The following is a 17,917-nucleotide window of genomic DNA, read 5'->3' on the forward strand; positions in this document are numbered from 1 at the left end:
CGGTATCATGTCCTATGTCCGGCTTTAATCCCGAACCATCCCCGCGATTCACCCGGCGCCACTTTCTCGTCGGCGCGGGAGCAGCTGCAGCGGGCCTGGCTGTTTACTCTGGCGAAATCGCCCGCCATGAGATCGATCTCGTTCCCCGCACCATCGCCATTGCCAACCTCCCCGGCGCCTTCCATGGTTTCCGCATCGCGCAGATCAGCGACATCCACCTCGACGAGTTCACCGAGCCATTTTTCCTCGAACGCGTCGTCCATCAGGTCAATACCCTTGCCGCCGACATGGTCCTGCTGACGGGAGACTTCGTCACCCATGGCTCGCTCACCTTCCTCAACGGCCAGAACGCCGCTCACCGCTGCGCGGAGATCCTCAGCACGCTTACCTGCCCCTTGCGGTTCGCCTGCCTAGGCAACCACGACGTCGCCGTCAGCGCACCGCTGGTTATTTATTCCCTTACTTCGAACGGTATCCCGGTGCTCGTCGACCAACATGTTCCAATCGAACGCAACGGCTCCCGCTTCTGGCTGGCCGCCGTCAACGACCCCGGCACTACCAATCCCCGCCTCGAACTCGCTGTACCGGCACGCCCCGATGGTCCCGTCATCCTCATGGCGCACGAGCCAGACTATGCCGACACCGTCCGTGCACATCCCCGTGGCCATCTGGTCGACGTCATGCTCTCCGGCCACACCCACGGCGGCCAGATCAGGCTGCCCTTCCTCGGCCCTCTTGTGCTTCCGCCCATGGGCAAAAAGTACGCCGAAGGCCTCTTTCGCCTCGACAACATGCAGCTTTACGTCAATCGCGGTATCGGCGCTGTGGGAATTCCCTTCCGCCTTAATTGCCCGCCAGAGATCACCCTCATCACGCTGCAATCAGCTTGAAATTTAAGGCTGCCGTGTCATTGCAGCTTTGCCCGGGCATCCACGTCGACCTGTACCGTCTTGCCTACTCGCAGAATCAACGTGCTCGGATCTTTCATTCCCCACGCCACATAGGGCACGTCAAAGCTGGTCTTCGTAGTCAGCGTGGTTCCGTTCTGTGTAGTTGTGACCTGCAGGAAGAGTGGATGATCGGCGCCGTGAATGGTAAAGGTGCCTTCCACTGTCACATTCTGCGTCTTGCCGTCGCGGACAACGCCAGTGACCCTCTGAGGGTGAAAGATCGCTTCCGGATACTTCGCGCTTTCAAGAACATCGTTCGCCATACGATGGTCGCGAGCACCATTGCCGCTCTCGCCCGAGGCAGTTTCGACGATGATCTCTCCCTCAGCCACACCCGTCTTTTCATCCAGCGTCATCAGGCCACTCTTCAGCAGGAACGTACCGCGAACCGTGTGCAGAACGTCCTTCAGTGTCCAGCGGATCGTCGTCGCCGCGGGGTCGAAATGGAGTGTCAGATTCGAGGGCGTGTCTTGCGCCCACGCGGAACCGACGGCCAGTGTAAGTGTCGCTACCGCGAGAGCTAGCGAAAAGCGTGTAATTCTCTTTTTCATCCTGCTGAAAATAGTAATAGCCTCCCGAACCTCACCCCATGCCGCAGTACAACATGAGGAAGGCGTTCCTCGTTTAGATGCACGCGAAGCATCGCCGCGAAGAGATCGGGGCGAGCTGCGAGCGCCCTGAGTGTCCGTTTCCTTAGCCGGGGATGGCGGTCCATCAGGAGCATGACACGCGCCATCTGTTGGGGCAATCGTAAAATGTCCGCATGTTGCGCTTGATATAGCTCGAGTCCACCTTCGGCGATTGAATCGCGCAGTAGCAGCGCCTGTCGAAAACCCATCGCAAGTCCTTCCCCTGTGATAGCGTCAGCCGAGCCGGACGCATCGCCCACCAAAGCGACGTTGCCCCGCGTGACCCTATGAAAGCTGGAGGTCATCGTTACCGCGCCCCGCTGCGGAGTAAGCTGCTTCGCGCGCGATAGCAACTCGCGAAGTGCCGGGATGCTGTCAATCACGGCATTAAATGTCGTCGGCAATTGTGAGCGGGAGATGACGGCAACACACACCGTCCGTTCTCCCACGGGCGTCACATACGCCTGTCCGCCATCACCCCAATGGACCTCAACCTGTGACATCCCCACATTTCCATCTGTCGGCAGCTCGAAGTGTGCTCGAAAGCCAAACCGGCGGCTGCGCACCGCTCCGTTATTCAATCCAGCCCACGAGCGCGTTCGTGAGGACTCGCCATCCGCTCCAATCAGATATTTGCAGCAAAGAGCTTCGCCCTCGATGGACGGCTTCTTCCCAGGCGTCAACTCAACCCTTGTCTTCCACCGCATTCGTACTCCCATCGTCGTCGCCCTCTCCAGCAACTGACGATGCAGCGCCAATCGACGCACACCCATGCCCTCACCCGTTGTGAATGCGCTGCTCACGGTGGAGTCCCTATCTGCAAAGCGAATGCCGCCGAAAGGCGCCCCTTCCACCTTGGCCAAGTCAATCCCGAGTCTTGATAATTCGAGCAGAGAATCGGGCATCAGCCCCTCGCCGCAAGCCTTGTCTATCCCAGGCTCCTGCGCATCGATGAGTAGAACGTCGGCCCCCGTCTGCCTGAGCGCGATAGCGGCCGCCAGACCGGCAGGACCGCCGCCCACGATGACAACGTCGGCGCTACAGGTATTTCCCCGTTTCGATTGCCCTTCAGAGATCTCCGTAATCACCTTGCTTAGACTCCCCTGGAGCTCAAAAAGAGCACATTCTTTAGACTAAATGCACCCAGCCGAACGGAGATCACCGACATCTTAGTGTTGAAGACCCGGGAACGAATCGTAAAAGAGAACACCCTCAGAGTCGCGCGAGCGATCAGCGGATAAACAGGCAGGCAAACGAGGTGAGTACATTGCGCGGGAGGAACTTCGTCAACAGCTAGGTAACTTGAACAAAATCTATTACTTACCGCGCACGGCCTGCCGGCTTTTTCTGCTTTGGCTGCACCGTTACAGGAGCCGTACTCTTCACACCTGACTTCTCATCCATCCAGGCATCCAGCAAGTTCTTTTTGAACCGCCAGCGGTTCCCCAGTTTGAACGCCGGAATAAAGCCCTCCGACGCATACCGGTACAGCGTATCTCCACTGATGCCTAGATACTCCGACGCCTGCCGGATATCCAATACTTCGCGAGTCGTCACCTGCGCCAGAGCAGCCATTAGAGAACCCTTCGAAAGACCAGAACAAACCGGATAAATGCCAAGTCGAACCGGAAACCCGGGCACACTCTTTGTACCCCGTTTTCTTCAGCCAGACAACAGCAAACCCGGTTGTTAATCAACTAACCGATAATCACCCAGAGCCCCTATTGCTTCGAACGCAAAAATAAACGGCCCAACGCTGGCGCTGGACCTTCTTTGAGGTACTGCAATATTTTTAGCAAGCCGTTTTTTATCTCGTCGTGAAAGAGCGGTACCCGGTGAAAACTAATGGAATCAGCTACTTGACTACAGATTGAAACAGAGGCGAGTTCAGCAGTCCGGCAAATTCACTATCCGAGGAAGAGTAATCCACGGTCAGCGTTCCGGAGTTGGAATCGATCGTTGTCCGGTCCAGCGCCGATCTTTCCATCGGGGAGCCGGATGATTTCTTCATAATGACCATTCCCTTCATCAGGGTGGCACAGGTGGCCGCAGTCATCGTATCGGACATGACAACGGCGAGGTCGAACTTAACGCCGTTTTCGAAGTCCATGGTGTAGCGCGAACTCTTCATCCGGTTGCGAACCGTGTCGTAGTCGGTTAACTGCGCAGCATCGCCGAGCACGCTTTTCATCATCGTCTGCGTGCCCTTGGCGTCAAGCAGACTCCAGATCGCGCGCCGATCGACCGTTCCCATATCGTTGACCATCTCGCCGTTGGTGAGGAAGTTCGGGATGATCCCATCGCGAGCATCCAGTGCGACCTTCACCGCTGCTCTATCACCGAAGACCATCGTGGTCTGGTTCAGGAACACGACACTCATCCCGGCCGACCCCATCGAATAGATGGTGTTGTTGCGGTCGACGATGGGCTTGGTTTTACTTTTGGCAAAACCGGCCAGAATCGATTGCGTCTCAAACTGCCCCTGGGCGATGCCGACGATCCTGGTTCCCTGCCCGCTGGAGTCGCGGAACGAAGCGAAGGCCAGGACGTCAGCGTCTCTATCCACGTTCAGCTTGGCGTTCTTCAGCGCGGTCTCTAATCGCTTAAGTTCAGGCGGGAGAACCCGCTCCTTCAAGTCCATTGCGGCAGTCGAATTCTGCATGGCGCGGTAGTCCACCACGATGAGTTGCTGAACGTCCTTAGGAATAGCGGACTTAGCGTCACTCGATAGCTCCGCCGCCTGAGAGAACGTAGCGGAGAGAGCAAGCACGGCGATGGGGAGGAGGTGCCGATAGAGAATACGCAATGAAATTACTCCTTGGCCACGGAACTTTGCGGCCTAACCTTTCTATTCTTCCGTGAAACACGGGGATAAGCAAGCAATAGGGCTTCCTACCTTTGACGTACCCGGCAAAATAGTGTCGTTCGAAGTCTTCAATACAAGTGGTTAACGGCGCCGGAAGCGCTTCGATGATCTCAGTACTGACACTAGCGCATCAGGCGGTAGGCCAGGCGAGCGGATGCTCCAGGCGCCGCTCCAGAACTTTGAGTGCTGGATTAAAGCCCGTGATCTGCCCAACCCACTCTGAACCCTCATCGTAGGCCTCCTGAGGAATCAGGCCGATGAGTTCGGCGTCATCGATCAGCGCGCCATGACGCTGCGCAAGATGCTGGATGGTCGCGTGGATATGCCGCATGGGCGTGATGCGAAAGTCCGTGATGTTCATGCTGACCTGGGCGCGCCCATTCGCAACCACGCCAATTGCCTTCACTCCATGGAGTCCTCCGTTGGAGGCTCGAATGTCCCGGGCGATGGCGCGCGCGGCGGAGATATCCCCTTGATGAAGATGGACGTTGTAGGCAATAAGGAAATTTCGCGCTCCAACAGCCGAGGCTCCAGCGGTTTCGTGGAGGCCGGGACCTCCGACGTCGGGACGTCGGGCCGCATCGCGACGGGTAGCTTCGCGGAGCCCTTCAAACTGGCCCTTGCGTACATCTTCGAGCTGGACGCGATCAGGACGCGCAGCGGCGGCTCCGTAGAAGTAGACGGGAACCCCGTAGGTCCGCCAGATCAGCAGCCCCGCCTGCCTCGCCAGCACAGCGCACTCCGCCATCGAGATGCCGCTGACCGGGATGAAGGGGACTACGTCGGCAGCGCCGATGCGTGGGTGGACGCCCTTCTGTTTTGTAAGGTCAATCAGTTCCGCCGCTTTGCCGACGGATTTAACCGCCGCCGCTATCACCGCTGCAGGCGGCCCAGCGATGGTAACCACCGAACGGTTGTGAGCAGTGTCGAGCGACCAGTCGAGAAGGCTCACGCCCTCGACCTGCATCGCGGCGACGATCTTGCTTACCTTGGCAACGTCCGTGCCCTCAGAAAAGTTCGGGACACACTCGATGATCGCATCAGAATTCATAGGCACGTCTTACTTCCACCAGCTATAACCAATCGTGAATTGGAGACTCGCATTCACGCCGGGGTTCTTGTCGCCGAGCGAGGCCGAGGAGATATGCACCGCGTTGGCGCTGAAGTCGATGGAGCGACGCGGGCGCAGGAAGTAGTGAAACCCAACGCCCCCCTGAGGTGTGAAGTTCCACACGCTGGCGTCGGTGTTGGGACCGTCGTTGGCGAGAGTCAGCGGCTGTCCGCCAAACGCCGGATATTTGTGGTTGGTCCAAACGAGGCCTCCTGCACCCTGTATCCATGGGGAGACGCGTCGGGTACCGGTAAAGTTCCAGCGCAGAATGATGGGCGTAATGGAGACTCCGGAGTAAGTACCCCCCGTCGTATAGAGCGGTGAGCAGGCGAGATTAGCCGAGTCTGAGACAACGCTGCAATGGGCGCGCTGAAACTTCGGCGTGTAGGACTGCCAGAAGGGGAAGACCTCGACGGCGTACTCGAAGTTGCCGTGGAGTGGGCCGGGCAGGTAGTTGCCGGTAAGAACTTTGCCTGCATGAACTCCGGCCATAAGGAACTTGAAACTATTGCGATTCTCGGTGAGGCCGACGCCGCTCTGGACGAGGACCCCCAGTTCGAGCGGCAGTTTGCCGGAATTGGTGTGAAAGGGAGTCGCCTCGCGGCTTGCCGCCGGAGCCTGCGCGACCGCGAGGGGTACGGAGAGAACAAGAGCCAATGCTCCGATGAATGGTCTTGCTATGCCGCGAAATCCCTTGGTCACTATGTCGCTCCGTTTGATACCTGTGACAGAAGAAAGGCCGCCGATAAACGGCGGCCTGGTATGAATCAATTGACCGCCTCGGCTAGTGTCCGGCATTGGCTACAGCAGCTTCATCCATGTCGAAGTTGGAGTAGACATTTTGCGTGTCATCCAGGTCTTCGAGCACTTCCAGAAGGCGGATCATGGCGTTGGCCTGAGAACCTTCGAGCTTCGTATACGTCGAAGCAATTTTGGTGACCTCGGCGTGCTCAGGCGTAATGTTGGCCGCCTTGAGCGCGTTGGTGACCGCCTCGAAGTCCTTGGGATCGCAGAGCACTTCCCAGTTCTCGCCCTCGTCGCTTAGGTCTTCGGCGCCGGCTTCGAGCACAATCTCAGTGAGTTTGTCTTCGTTGGCGGCAGACTTTGCAATAACGATGACACCCTTCTTGGAGAACATCCAGCCAACAGAGTTGGACTCTCCGAGATTGCCGCCGTTCTTGGAGAAGGCGTGGCGAATCTCGCTGACGGCGCGGTTCTTGTTGTCGGTGAGGACATCGACGATAACTGCGACGCCACCGGGGCCATAGCCCTCGTAGGTGATCTCCTCGTAGGAGACGCCTTCGAGCTCACCCGTACCGCGCTGGATCGCACGTTTGATGTTGTCGGCGGGCATATTCTCCGCTTTGGCCGCTGCAATGGCGCCGCGCAGACGGGGATTGCCGTCCGGATCTCCGCCGCCGCCGGTCTTGGCTGCGATGGTGATTTCCTTGATGAGACGAGTGAAAATCTTGCCACGTTTGGCGTCAAGCGCGCCCTTCTTATGCTTGATTGTGGCCCATTTTGAATGGCCGGACATGTACTACCTCGGTGGTGATTTTGTCGGGGCTGCGATAAGCTGCGGCCCCAAGCGACCCTGTGAGTTTAGCACGCTGGAGGGGCGCTAGAGTACCTCTGGAGCCAACAGATCGCGCATGGTCTCGCGGCGGCGAATCAGCTTGACCGTCGCTTCGTCGATCAGCACCTCAGCGGGACGCGGACGGCTGTTGTAGTTGCTGGTGAGACTCATACCATAGGCTCCCGCATCGAGAATCAGGACCAGGTCGCCGGGTTTGACGGCAGCGAGGACGCGGTCGCGGGCGAAGAAGTCGCCCGACTCGCAGACCGGACCTACGATGTCCGCCGTGATGGACGGGGCTGCGGTACGCGGCTGCTTGATGGGGAGAATCTCGTGATGAGCGTGATAGAGCGAGGGCCGGATGAGGTCGTTCATGCCCGCGTCGGTAATGACGAAGGTCTTGGAACCATTCTTCTTCACGAAGAGGACTCGGGTAAGTAACGCTCCTGCCTGGGCTACGATGAAGCGCCCCGGCTCGATGATCAGATGGGAGGATTCAGCGGCAAGTCCCTTGCTGAGAGCGGCGGCGTACTTCTGCACCTGCTGCGCCGGGTTGAACGCGGTAGTGCCGTAGTCGATGCCGAGACCGCCACCGGCGTCGATGTAGCGGATGTTGTGGCCATCCTTTTTGAGGTCAGAGATAAGGGCGGTGACGCGGGCAGTCGCTGCGGCAAAGGGATCGACCTTGCGGATCTGCGAACCGATGTGAACGCTGACTCCGGCGGCATCGAGCCACTTGGATTTGCCCGCTTTGCGGTAGATGGCACGAGCCTGATTGATGTCGATGCCGAACTTGTGTTCACTGAGGCCGGTAGAGATATAGGGGTGAGTGTCGGCGAAGACGTCGGGATTGACGCGGAGTGCGAAACGCGCACGGATGCGGAGAGCTTCGGCGCGGGCGGCAAGCAGGTACAGCTCGGCTTCGGACTCGACGTTGAAGAGGAGGATGTTCGCCTTGAGAGCGGCATCGATCTCCCAGACCTGCTTGCCTACCCCGGAGAAGACGACCTTCGTGAGCGCCGCTTTGTGGGCTTTGCGGACGCGCTCCAATTCGCCGCCGGAGACGATGTCGAAGCCTGCTCCCTGCAGCGCTAGCAGGCGCAGAATCGCCAGCGACGAGTTAGCTTTAACCGCGTAGCAGATGGTGTGCGGCTGCCCTTTGAACGCCTCTTCAAAGAGTTGAAAGCGAGCGGAGATCTGCTCCGCCGAGTAGACATAAAGTGGAGTGCCGTGATCTTCCGCGAGAGCTGAGATGTCAGCTCCGTCACAGTGAAGGGTGCGGTTGCGATAGGCGAAGGGGCGGGGGCTTGGCTGCGGCGCGGTTTTTCTGGGCAAACTAGGTACTCTTTATCGGAAGTGCGTAGGGGGCTTCGGGAATGATGACCCAGGCGGCGAGATAGGCCAGTGCGCCGATTCCTGTAGTAAAGATGATGAATAGCGCCGTGATGACACGCACCACGTTGATGTCCCAGCCATAATGCAACGCAAACCCGGAGCAGACTCCGGCGATCATCCGCGGGGTGCGCGGACGAGTAAGGCGCGCGACGGGCTGGTATGCGTTCGCCGTAAACAGCGCGGGGCTGATCGTCGCTCCGCACGCGGGGCAGAAGCGAGATGACGGTTCGATTGGCTTTCCACAATGGCTACAGAACATGGGAGCCTCCAAATATTACATTTAGCAGCGACCTCTATTTTGCCACACCTTCTGGTGCTTTATTTACCCGCATAAGGGGTTTTGAGGTACTTGCGTGCGGTGTCGGCCTGGGATTGGTCGCCGCCCCCGGCACTGGCCTGCTGATACTGTTTGATGGCCTCGGGCCGGTTGTGGAGGAGATCGAACATCTCTCCGGCGTTGAGTTGGGCACGGCGCCGCAGCCAGTCGCTGCAGGTAGGTTGTGCGGCGGCCTGAAGGTAATTGTTGGCCGCGTCAGAGATATCGTTCTGCCCCCGCTGGGTGTCGGCGAGGCCGAAGTAGGCCATGTGCAGGCGCGGATCGAAGAAGTAGCCGGGCTTGGCGGCGTCGACCAGAATGGCTTTGTACGTAGCGATGGCAGCCGGGCCGTTACCTTCATCCTTGGTGATGTTGGCGACTTCGAGGCGAAAGAGATAGTCACGCGGAAATTGCTCGGCCAGAGCTCGCTCCACGGCGAGCGCCTCGGGATATCGGGCATCGTGGCGCAAAAACAGGGAGAGCGCGGTACGCGATTCGACCGGAGTGACCACACCCTGCGCGGCGGCTTCGCGGAGCAGTTGCAAGCCTTTTTCCTTATTGCCATTGAGGCCGGCGATACCGACCATGATGCGGAGAAAGCGCGGCAGACTGGCGACGGCGAACTGCTGAATACCAATCGCCATCTTCGCGTCGGCGTAGCCGGGATCGATCCTGAGCGCTTGTTCGCTGTCGTTGCGAGCGGTCAGTCCCTGATGCGCCGCCGAGATGTAGCTGTGGTCGACCAGCGTTATAAAGGCCGTATGCATTCCGCGAGCATAGCCGCGGGCAAAGTAGGCGTTCTTGTCGTTCGGGTTATTGTGGATCTGCCGGTCGCAGAGGTCGATGGCGCGTTTGGTGAGATCTTCGATGCGCTGGCGCGTCGCGTCTGGAACAGGCACATCGCGTTTGGAGCTGAGAAAGCTGTTGTGGGCGTAGTAAGTCGTGTCTAGAAGATCCTGATGGTAAAGCTCGCGAAAGATTATCGTCGTCAGCACGTAGTCGACGGCCATCGGATTCTGCGGATTGGCCTTCAGCACAGCCTCGAAACGGGCGAGCGCGCCATCGTAATTAAGGTTGTAGAAATCGACCCGGGCTTCGCGGACCAGCGGGGTAAGGTTTATGGGATCGGTGTGGTCAGCCGGGTTATAAGTCTGCGCGCCAGCAGATATGGCGAAGGCAAGCATGAGGGCGAGGGGACTTGATATCGCAATGTAGCACAGTTTTGATGTCATCGTTTCAGAAAATCATTCGAAGATAGGTTGCGAAGACGAAAGAAATCCTCTCGGGATGTTGGACGGCTTCTCACCGTAGACTATACAGTTGGACGCCTGTACTACTGGCAGGTTACTGAATGCTCTTGGGGATGTGGACGGACCTTCATGACACGGTTTCAATTACTTCAACTACTGATTGCACAGGCTCGCGGCAATGGCTTCGAGTTTCGCAAATGGTACACAGGCAATCTCGGACTGCCATGGCAGAATACGCACCACGCGATTGAGATGCTCTCCGCTGAAAAGCGCTTTTACGTGCTGCTGTTCTCGCATGAGTTTGCGTCTTCCTTTTGGAAGGGGGGCGCATTGATGACGTTTCAAGTGCCGTCACAGAGCTTTATGCGCAAGATGGCGGACGGGAGCATTGGCATCGTGAAACGCAAGGCCTATACGCGCCGCAATACACGCGAGGATGCATGGCGCTACCACCTGCGAGAGATGGCGGTGTCAGAAGATCCGTTACGCTACATGCGACGCTTTCTGCGGGTGGAGGATGATCTGGAGGATGAGGCAGTCCCGACGACCCCGTAGAATGAACCGACACCATGAAGCCAAAGACCAACCGAGTTTTCGTCCCCAGCCTGCTGCTGCTCGCATTTGGCATCGTCGGCCTTAATACCTGGCTTGCATTCCGTTCCATCAATTCGCTCGTCCGCAGCGAAGCCTGGGTGGACCATACCTGGCAGGCGATCGATCAGGTCGAGCGCATCATGAGTTCAGCCAAGGATGCCGAAACCGGCAATCGTGGCTATCTCATCACGGGCGATCAAAAATATCTCGCGCCCTATCTCTCGGCGAGACAAGAGTTACCCGCTGAACTCAAGCATTTTCAGGAATTGACCGCCGACAATCCAAGCCAGCAGGCGCACGTTCACGAGATGGACGCTGCAATCGGCCGCCGCCTCAACTTGCTGCAGCAAGGCATTGACCTGCGCCGCAGTGGAAGCGTGGACAGCGGTCATGCGCTGATCCTGAGCGGGACCGGCAAGCTGGAGATGGATAACCTGCGCCGTATCGCCGACCAGATGGAGGGGGTAGAGCACGGTCTGCTGATAGAACGCACCGCGGTCGCAAAATCGAGCAGCCGTCAGGCACGCTACACGCTCGCGCTGGCCAGCTGCCTCGACTTTCTTTTGATCGTCGTGATGCTCCGCTATTTTGTTCGTGAGCGCCACATGCGCGTCGCCTTAGAACGGGATGCGGAACGGCTTGCCGTGGCGCGCGCAGAGGCCGAGGAACGCGCCGACGAGGTTCGGTCACTCAACGCAACGCTCGAGGACCGTGTAAAGCGTCGCACCGCCGAATTGGAGACGACCAACCGCGAGTTGGAGGCTTTCAGCTACTCGGTCTCGCACGACCTTCGCGCCCCGCTGCGCACCATCGACGGCTTCAGCCTCGCGCTCGAAGAAGACTACGCGACCCTGGTCGACGACGTTGGGCGAGACTATATCCGCCGCGTCAGAAACGGCGTTCAACGCATGGGGCAGCTGATCGATGCGCTTCTGCAACTCTCGCGCATCACCCGCGCCGATCTCTCCAGGGAGGATGTTGACCTTAGCCAGATGGCCGAATCCATCGCCTCCGAATTCAAGGACCAGAATCCGGCGGGCAATCTCACCTTCAACATCGAGAGCGGGTTGCACGTTCATGCCGATCCTCGGCTGCTCCGCATCGCTCTCGAAAACTTGTTCGGAAATGCCGTCAAATTCAGTTCCAAGATCGCGGGGCCTACCGTCGAATTTGGCTGGGATCCGGATCAGAAGGCGTGGTTTGTACGCGACAACGGCGCCGGCTTCGACATGTTCTACTCCGACAAGCTCTTCAACGCTTTCAACCGCCTGCATGGGGACAAAGATTTCACCGGCTCAGGCATCGGTCTGGCGACGGTGGCCCGTGTCATCCATCGCCACCAGGGTCGCATCTGGGCCAAAAGCTCTGTCAATCATGGCGCTACCTTTTGGTTTACGCTAGGATGAACTCCATGAGGGACAGCACTAAACTGATCTTGCTGGTCGAAGACGATCCCGACCATGAACTACTTACGATTCGTGCTTTGAAGAAATCAAATATTGCGAACGAGGTCCGCGTGGCCCGGGACGGCGAAGAAGCGATCGAGCTGCTCTGCGGCTCCAATCCCATCCGCCCGCAAGTGGTTCTGCTCGACCTCAAATTGCCGAAGGTCGATGGCCACGAAGTTCTGCGCCGCATTCGCAATTGCACCACCACCAAACTGCTGCCGGTCGTTGTGCTCACCTCCTCCGACGAAGAACGCGATGTTGTTCGCAGCTATCAGCTGGGAGTCAATAGTTACATTCGCAAGCCAGTTAATTTCATCGACTTTGCAGAGGCTACACGGCAACTCGGATTGTATTGGCTGGTGTTGAACGAATGTCCTCCACTGAACTAGCACCACGCGAACTGAACGTTCTCCTCGTCGAAGACAATATCGACGACGCCTTCCTGCTGGAACGGCATCTGAAGCGGCACGGGTTCGCGCCACAGGTCACTCGCGTCGAGACCGGCCCCCAAATGCTGGCCGCCCTTGAGCAAAACACTCTCCCTGACGTGGTGCTGGCCGACTACAATCTGCCCAACTTCAGCGGACCCGCCGCGCTGCGACTGCTCAAACAATCCGCTCTCGACGTTCCCTTCATCATGATGTCGGGAGCTGTCTCCGAAGAGACTGCCGTCGAGTCCATGCGTGCAGGCGCGCATGACTACGTCTCCAAGCAGAACCTCACTCGTCTCGTCCCCGCCCTCGAACGCGAATTGAAAGAAGCCTCAGGCCGTCGCAACAAACTTGCCGCCGAAGAAGCGCTGCGCGCCAGCGAAGCCCGCTTTCATCGTCTCGTCGAGGCAATGCCGCTGGGCTTGCTGATCAGCGACGCCTCGGGCCGCGTCATCTACGCCAATCAAGCAGTGGAGCGATTGCTCGGCTGCACGGACAACGACATCGCTTGCGGAACGCTAACGCTGGATTCTCTCTGCCCGTCGCTCACTGCGGCCCATTCAGCCCTGACTCATACGGCACCACCTGAACCATTTGAGGCCGTCTGCACCACGCGCAAGGGGGAGACGATCACGGTCCTCGTCGGAATCGCGCTTCTCAATCCCGAAGCAAAACCTGAAGACCGCCAGATAGCCGCCTTTATCGCCGATCTCTCGCTCCAGAAGAAGAGCGAAGAACTCCTGCGTCGCACCGAAAAACTGGCTGTAGCTGGGAGGCTCGCTGCCTCCATCGCTCACGAGATCAATAATCCTCTAGAGGCGATCACAAACTGTCTCTATCTGGCTGCAGGTACTGAACTATCAGACTTGTCGCGCAGCTACATCGAACTCGCGCAGAACGAGCTCGACCGTGTAGCGCAGATTACCGTGCAGACTCTGCGCTTCTACAGGGGCAGCACACGGACCGTCGAAACCGACGTCCATGAGTTGATCGAGACCGTCTTCGCGCTACTGGAGTCGCGCCTTCGCGGCCTGCAAATCGAGGTCGTCCGCCAGTTCCGCGCAACCTCGTCCGTCATGGTGCAGGCCGGTGAGATACGGCAGGTGCTTGCCAACCTCTTCGGAAACGCGATGGATGCCCTGCCTTCGGGCGGCCGCATCCTGCTCCGTACCGCGGCCACACGTGACTGGCGCTCCGGCAGGCACGGTATCGCCATTACCGTGGCAGACAATGGCACCGGCATGGACAGCGCAACCCTCAACCGCCTCTTCGAGCCCTTCTTCTCGACCAAGGGAATCACCGGTACCGGCCTCGGCCTCTGGATCTCCCACGAGATCGTCGCCAAACACCGCGGGACCCTGCATGTCCGCAGCCGCGCCACAGAGAACGGTGTCGCAGGTGGGACCGTCTTCCGGCTGTTCATCCCTACCGAAGATGAGTCTTACTCTTCCGACACGGCCAAAACTGAAGCAAAGGCATTAACCCGCGTGGTTGCCACCGGCGCGTAATCCGCGTCCAAGCTCTGGAAACCCGCTCGATTTCCGCGAGATCAACATATCTTCTCCGCCTGACAATCCCAATGTCCTAAACTAGAACTCAATGTCCATTCAAATCATCCGCCCCGCCCGCACCCTGCAAGGCTCCCTTACTCTGCCCGGAGACAAGTCGATCTCCCATCGCTACGCCATGCTCGCCGGCCTCGCCGAAGGCACCACCCGCCTCTCCAACTTCTCGACGGGGGCCGATCCCCACTCCTCGCTGGCCTGCATGGAGGCGCTCGGCGCCACCATCGTCAAACAAGACAAGACCATCGAGATCACCGGCACCGCCGGGGCCTTCCGCCAGCCTGAGCATCCCCTGGACTGCGGCAACTCAGGCAGCACTATGCGCATGTTGGCCGGGTTGATCGCTCCGCATCCCCACACCTTCACCCTCATCGGCGATCATTCCCTCACCATGCGTCCCATGGAGCGCATCCGCAAGCCGCTTTCAAGGATGGGCGCGGAGATCCACTTGACCGGCGGGGACGGAGCCGTCGGCGGCCACGCCCCCATGACCATCGTCGGCGGACCGCTTACCGCCATCGACTTCGACACTCCTATCCCGTCGGCGCAGGTCAAAACTGCGGTCCTCTTCGCCGGTCTTCAGGCCAACGGGACCACCAGCCTCACCGAATCTGTTCGCACCCGCGACCACTCCGAACAGGCGCTCAAGGCGTTCGGCGCGACGCTCACACGGGAGGGCGAAAAGCTGAGCATCCCTGGCCACCAAAAACTCAAAGCCATCGACGCTACCGTTCCCGGCGATCTCTCCTCCGCCGCATTCTTTCTCTGCGCTGCTTTGCTCTTCCCCGATTCGAACCTCATCCTCGACTCGCTCGGCATGAATCCCACTCGCGCGGCGCTGCTCGATGTCATCACAGCTTTGGGCGGAAAGATCAAAGTCCTCACCGTCGAAGAACACCACGGCGAACTCATCGGCACGATCCAGGTCAACACCATGCCGGGCGGACTCAAGGGCATCGCCATCGCCGGAGCGCTCTCCGCGCAGCTCATCGATGAGTTGCCGGTCCTCGCCGCCATCGCTCCCTACACCCGCGAAGGCATCACCATCCGCGATGCCAAAGAGCTTCGCGTCAAGGAGTCCGACCGCATCGCGCTTGTCGCCAAAAATCTCAAGGCCATGGGGGCCGAGTTCACTGAATACGAAGACGGTCTCAGCATTCCCGGAAACCAGCAACTTCACGGTGCGCAGATCGACTCCGGCAGCGACCATCGCATTGCGATGGCCTTCTCTATCGCCGCTCTCCGGGCCACCGGCGACACCGAGATTCACGGAGCCGAAGCTGCCGCTATCTCCTTCCCTGAGTTCTTCACGTATCTCGACACTCTCTGCTTACGCTAGACACGACAGAGATGCATGGTGAATTTCCTTGACTTGGGGGAGAAAGAGCGAGAGCCTTTCTCCCCTAATCCGTCCGTGTCCTAATGGGCGGCAGGTGAAGGAGTTTTGACTGCACCAGACCGATCGTAATCGAAGTATCGCTTCATGCGAAGGAACTGCTTTTCGTACAGGTTATAACTGGCATACGCGAGGACGATAGCAACGAGGAACGTAAGAAATCCGGCTACCACGACCCCAATGAGTTTGCTGGAAGTGAAATGCAAAATCCAGCTGCGAAACGTGGCGATAAAGAAGCCCGCCGCAGCATAGTGAAGCACATAGAGCCCGTAGCTGTATTTGCCGAAGAAACGCAGAGTGCGACCTTCAAAGAAGATACGAGTTCGCGACGAAGGCCGCAGGCACCATGCAATGAGTGCCGCAGAGCCAAGCGCTACCAGCGTATAACGTATGGCGAGATAGCTGCTATCGAAGGCAAAGAGCCACTCGGAATGCCGCTCAATCAGAAATCGAGAGAGATTGAGGGCGACGATAACGGCAACAATCGCAAAAAATATCTTCTTTGCCGAGGCCAGTACAGCATCATGGAGACGGCTGCGTAGCAAGAGCGCCAGAACAGCTCCAAGAAGCAGAGAGTCCGCACGGCTAAAAGTGCTCCTGTTAACGAAGTTGTAGTTGACGTGATGAAAGATCAGAAGGAAGCGCAGCAGAAGTGCGACAAAGGAAACTGAGCAGCAGACCCAGAGGAGCTTCCGCAGATCACGTATAAAAAAGACCGCTAATGGCCATACCAGATAAAACTGCTCTTCAACGGCCAGTGACCAGAAGTGATCAAGCGAAATGCCATGCCCCAGTTGAAACGTATAGAAGGTCCCGAATATGTTCGTATTCTGCAGGTAGAAGAGGAGCGCCCAGTTCATTCTGTGCCAATGAAAACCAATCAAAGGTGTTAGAAGGAACAGTAAAAAAAGGACACCATAGTACAAGGGGAATATGCGCAGGGTCCTTCGAGCGTAAAACTTACGGAAATAGCCTGAATCAGAGATCGAATCAAAAAGAATTCCCGTAATCAAGAAGCCGGATAGAACGAAGAAGAGATCGACTCCATTAGCACCAAATATGAGAGTCGCCCCTATCGGTTGCAGCCATGTGCCACGAGTCGTACCGGGGAAAAGATGCGATGCCATGACCGCCAAAACGGCCATCCCACGAAGCCCGTCGAGCGATGGAACATGGCGGGAGTAAGGTCCTGCTTCTCTTGGGGAGGTGATTTGGGGCATCGTGATGGTAAAAGTGTAGCTTAACCCTGATGAATCTCTGTCTGGTCAGGAATGCGGTTCGGATATCGCGTAAGAAGATCAGCTAACGCCGATGTCACTTCGTCGACACTGACTTCATCGATGATGTAATCCTGCGGCGGCGGTACTGGTATATCGGCGTTCTTTAGTATGCGGAATTTGTTGTTTCCTAGCGGCAGCCACTCGATAGGAGGAGACCAGGCCGGGGCAATGATGACCATTGGAAGACCGACTGCGCGGCCAAGATGCATTGGTCCCGTGTCCAGGGTGAGGCCGACCGTGACAAGACTCATGAGAGCGGCCAGTTGCAGCACTGTGGTTCTGCCGGCAACGCTGGTTGTAGGAGCCGACAGACTACCGCGCAGTTCATCGATGGCCGCGGCCTCGGCGGCGGTGCCTACAAATAGAATATGGGCACCATAGCGCGTCATCAGAAATTCGGCAGCAGCCTTGAATCGCTCAGAGCGCCAGCTTTTTCGCTGCGTAACGCTGGTCTGCGTGATAAAGACTGCGACAGGCTGACCGCTTTGCACACCCGCACGAGCGAGGGTTTCGCGAGCGAAGGCGAGGTCTTCCTGGCGGTAGAAGATCTCCGGCTCAAAATGAACCGAGGTATGCCCCAGGGCCTGCACGATACGAAGGTTATTGGCAATCTGACTCGATGTTCTATCGAAGATCAGCGGCTTACGATAGAGCTTCGGCACTACAGTGAAGCCAACCCGGATCGATGCTCCGCTGAGCAAAGCCTGCATCGCGATACGAGTTCTCTCGTTGCCTGTGGAGGTCAACGTGGCGAAGGCTGTTTCGCCAAACGGAAGTTCGCGGCGAAGCGTCATTACAGAACCGTTCAGGTCTTTCAGGGGAGTCGGTGTTTCGATCAACCGGTCAATGCCTGGGTTGTTGCGAAAGACATCCCGAGCGAACCCGCTGGCTGCGACCACGATGCGGCATTGTGGAACAGCGTGGCGTAAGGCCCGAATCAGCGGGGTTGCGTGTATCGCGGTGCCAAGGGCGGTGGGATATTGGAGCAGAAGAAAGTTTTCGATCTCCCGAAGAGAACCATTGCGCGAGACTCCTCCGGAGTTTGAGACACGCTCAACTGCGGCGACTCCGGCGAGGATTCCACCCTTCAGGTTTTGAACAAGACTCAAG

Annotated in this window: 18 protein-coding genes; 6 read left to right on the top strand and 12 right to left on the bottom strand. The window is 58.1% G+C overall.

Annotated elements, in window-relative coordinates; all coding sequences use genetic code 11:
- Positions 1-14 precede the first annotated feature (14 nt).
- On the top strand, positions 15-890 hold the full coding sequence (locus tag P4G45_RS11220; RefSeq protein WP_348266568.1) for a metallophosphoesterase: 876 nt from the start codon (positions 15-17) through the stop codon (positions 888-890).
- A 17-nt stretch (positions 891-907) separates the two neighbouring features.
- On the opposite strand, the gene P4G45_RS11225 is transcribed toward P4G45_RS11220, so the two are convergent.
- The 10 genes from P4G45_RS11225 to P4G45_RS11270 all read right to left on the bottom strand — a co-directional run bounded on the left by P4G45_RS11225 (position 908) and on the right by P4G45_RS11270 (position 10,075).
- Positions 908-1,501: a YceI family protein gene (locus tag P4G45_RS11225; protein WP_348266569.1), complete on the bottom strand. Its 594-nt coding sequence runs from the start codon at positions 1,499-1,501 to the stop codon at positions 908-910.
- Complete coding sequence (locus P4G45_RS11230; protein WP_348266570.1) at positions 1,498-2,667, bottom strand: FAD-dependent monooxygenase; 1,170 nt, start codon at positions 2,665-2,667, stop codon at positions 1,498-1,500. Before P4G45_RS11230 ends, P4G45_RS11225 begins: the two co-directional genes overlap by 4 nt.
- 232 nt (positions 2,668-2,899) lie before the next feature.
- Positions 2,900-3,154 carry a helix-turn-helix domain-containing protein gene (locus P4G45_RS11235; RefSeq protein WP_348266571.1) on the bottom strand — a complete coding sequence of 85 codons (255 nt, stop codon included), beginning with the start codon at positions 3,152-3,154 and terminating at the stop codon, positions 2,900-2,902.
- 280 nt (positions 3,155-3,434) lie between these two features.
- The gene (locus P4G45_RS11240) at positions 3,435-4,385 is read right to left on the bottom strand and encodes a hypothetical protein (RefSeq protein WP_348266572.1); all 951 of its coding nucleotides are present in this window, start codon (positions 4,383-4,385) and stop codon (positions 3,435-3,437) included.
- Between the two features lie 190 nt (positions 4,386-4,575).
- A complete protein-coding gene (gene ftcD / locus P4G45_RS11245; protein WP_348269252.1) occupies positions 4,576-5,496 on the bottom strand; it encodes a glutamate formimidoyltransferase in 921 nt (306 codons plus the stop codon).
- Positions 5,497-5,505: 9 nt separating this feature from the next.
- Positions 5,506-6,258: an acyloxyacyl hydrolase gene (locus P4G45_RS11250; RefSeq protein WP_348266573.1), complete on the bottom strand. Its 753-nt coding sequence runs from the start codon at positions 6,256-6,258 to the stop codon at positions 5,506-5,508.
- An 82-nt stretch (positions 6,259-6,340) separates the two neighbouring features.
- On the bottom strand, positions 6,341-7,093 hold the full coding sequence (locus P4G45_RS11255; RefSeq protein WP_348266574.1) for a YebC/PmpR family DNA-binding transcriptional regulator: 753 nt from the start codon (positions 7,091-7,093) through the stop codon (positions 6,341-6,343).
- Positions 7,094-7,177: 84 nt separating this feature from the next.
- Positions 7,178-8,467 (bottom strand): diaminopimelate decarboxylase, encoded by a 1,290-nt coding sequence (gene lysA, locus P4G45_RS11260; protein ID WP_348266575.1) that lies wholly within the window; start codon positions 8,465-8,467, stop codon positions 7,178-7,180.
- Position 8,468: 1 nt separating this feature from the next.
- On the bottom strand, positions 8,469-8,786 hold the full coding sequence (locus tag P4G45_RS11265) for a PspC domain-containing protein (RefSeq protein ID WP_348266576.1): 318 nt from the start codon (positions 8,784-8,786) through the stop codon (positions 8,469-8,471).
- A gap of 59 nt (positions 8,787-8,845) precedes the next feature.
- Complete coding sequence (locus P4G45_RS11270; RefSeq protein WP_348266577.1) at positions 8,846-10,075, bottom strand: tetratricopeptide repeat protein; 1,230 nt, start codon at positions 10,073-10,075, stop codon at positions 8,846-8,848.
- Between the two features lie 147 nt (positions 10,076-10,222).
- On the opposite strand from P4G45_RS11270, the gene P4G45_RS11275 reads away from it, so the two are divergent.
- The 5 genes from P4G45_RS11275 (at position 10,223) to aroA (ending at position 15,470) form a co-directional block, all read left to right on the top strand.
- Entirely contained in the window at positions 10,223-10,648 is a 426-nt protein-coding gene (locus tag P4G45_RS11275; protein WP_348266578.1) for a hypothetical protein, read from the top strand.
- Positions 10,649-10,662: 14 nt separating this feature from the next.
- Positions 10,663-12,093 (top strand): CHASE3 domain-containing protein, encoded by a 1,431-nt coding sequence (locus P4G45_RS11280; protein WP_348266579.1) that lies wholly within the window; start codon positions 10,663-10,665, stop codon positions 12,091-12,093.
- Positions 12,094-12,098: 5 nt separating this feature from the next.
- Positions 12,099-12,524 carry a response regulator gene (locus tag P4G45_RS11285; RefSeq protein ID WP_348266580.1) on the top strand — a complete coding sequence of 142 codons (426 nt, stop codon included), beginning with the start codon at positions 12,099-12,101 and terminating at the stop codon, positions 12,522-12,524.
- Entirely contained in the window at positions 12,506-14,074 is a 1,569-nt protein-coding gene (locus P4G45_RS11290) for an ATP-binding protein (protein ID WP_348266581.1), read from the top strand. Before P4G45_RS11285 ends, P4G45_RS11290 begins: the two co-directional genes overlap by 19 nt.
- Before the next feature lie 91 nt (positions 14,075-14,165).
- The gene (aroA, locus tag P4G45_RS11295) at positions 14,166-15,470 is read left to right on the top strand and encodes a 3-phosphoshikimate 1-carboxyvinyltransferase (protein WP_348266582.1); all 1,305 of its coding nucleotides are present in this window, start codon (positions 14,166-14,168) and stop codon (positions 15,468-15,470) included.
- An 80-nt stretch (positions 15,471-15,550) separates the two neighbouring features.
- Here aroA and P4G45_RS11300 read toward each other — a convergent pair whose 3' ends face one another.
- A complete protein-coding gene (locus P4G45_RS11300) occupies positions 15,551-16,747 on the bottom strand; it encodes an acyltransferase (RefSeq protein ID WP_348266583.1) in 1,197 nt (398 codons plus the stop codon).
- A 20-nt stretch (positions 16,748-16,767) separates the two neighbouring features.
- The gene (locus P4G45_RS11305) at positions 16,768-17,916 is read right to left on the bottom strand and encodes a glycosyltransferase family 9 protein (protein WP_348266584.1); all 1,149 of its coding nucleotides are present in this window, start codon (positions 17,914-17,916) and stop codon (positions 16,768-16,770) included.
- Position 17,917 lies beyond the last annotated feature (1 nt).

This window comes from Edaphobacter paludis (assembly GCF_039993895.1).
Taxonomy (GTDB): Bacteria; Acidobacteriota; Terriglobia; order Terriglobales; family Acidobacteriaceae; genus Edaphobacter; species Edaphobacter paludis.

Coding starts and splice junctions, on each gene's coding strand:
- P4G45_RS11290 (WP_348266581.1), top strand. CDS start 12,506: ATGTCCTCCACTGAACTAGCACCACGCGAACTGAACGTTCTCCTCGTC.
- P4G45_RS11265 (WP_348266576.1), bottom strand. CDS start 8,786: ATGTTCTGTAGCCATTGTGGAAAGCCAATCGAACCGTCATCTCGCTTC.
- P4G45_RS11255 (WP_348266574.1), bottom strand. CDS start 7,093: ATGTCCGGCCATTCAAAATGGGCCACAATCAAGCATAAGAAGGGCGCG.
- ftcD (WP_348269252.1), bottom strand. CDS start 5,496: ATGAATTCTGATGCGATCATCGAGTGTGTCCCGAACTTTTCTGAGGGC.
- P4G45_RS11225 (WP_348266569.1), bottom strand. CDS start 1,501: ATGAAAAAGAGAATTACACGCTTTTCGCTAGCTCTCGCGGTAGCGACA.
- P4G45_RS11280 (WP_348266579.1), top strand. CDS start 10,663: ATGAAGCCAAAGACCAACCGAGTTTTCGTCCCCAGCCTGCTGCTGCTC.
- aroA (WP_348266582.1), top strand. CDS start 14,166: ATGTCCATTCAAATCATCCGCCCCGCCCGCACCCTGCAAGGCTCCCTT.
- P4G45_RS11275 (WP_348266578.1), top strand. CDS start 10,223: ATGACACGGTTTCAATTACTTCAACTACTGATTGCACAGGCTCGCGGC.
- P4G45_RS11300 (WP_348266583.1), bottom strand. CDS start 16,747: ATGCCCCAAATCACCTCCCCAAGAGAAGCAGGACCTTACTCCCGCCAT.
- P4G45_RS11285 (WP_348266580.1), top strand. CDS start 12,099: ATGAGGGACAGCACTAAACTGATCTTGCTGGTCGAAGACGATCCCGAC.
- P4G45_RS11270 (WP_348266577.1), bottom strand. CDS start 10,075: ATGACATCAAAACTGTGCTACATTGCGATATCAAGTCCCCTCGCCCTC.
- P4G45_RS11220 (WP_348266568.1), top strand. CDS start 15: ATGTCCGGCTTTAATCCCGAACCATCCCCGCGATTCACCCGGCGCCAC.
- P4G45_RS11235 (WP_348266571.1), bottom strand. CDS start 3,154: ATGGCTGCTCTGGCGCAGGTGACGACTCGCGAAGTATTGGATATCCGG.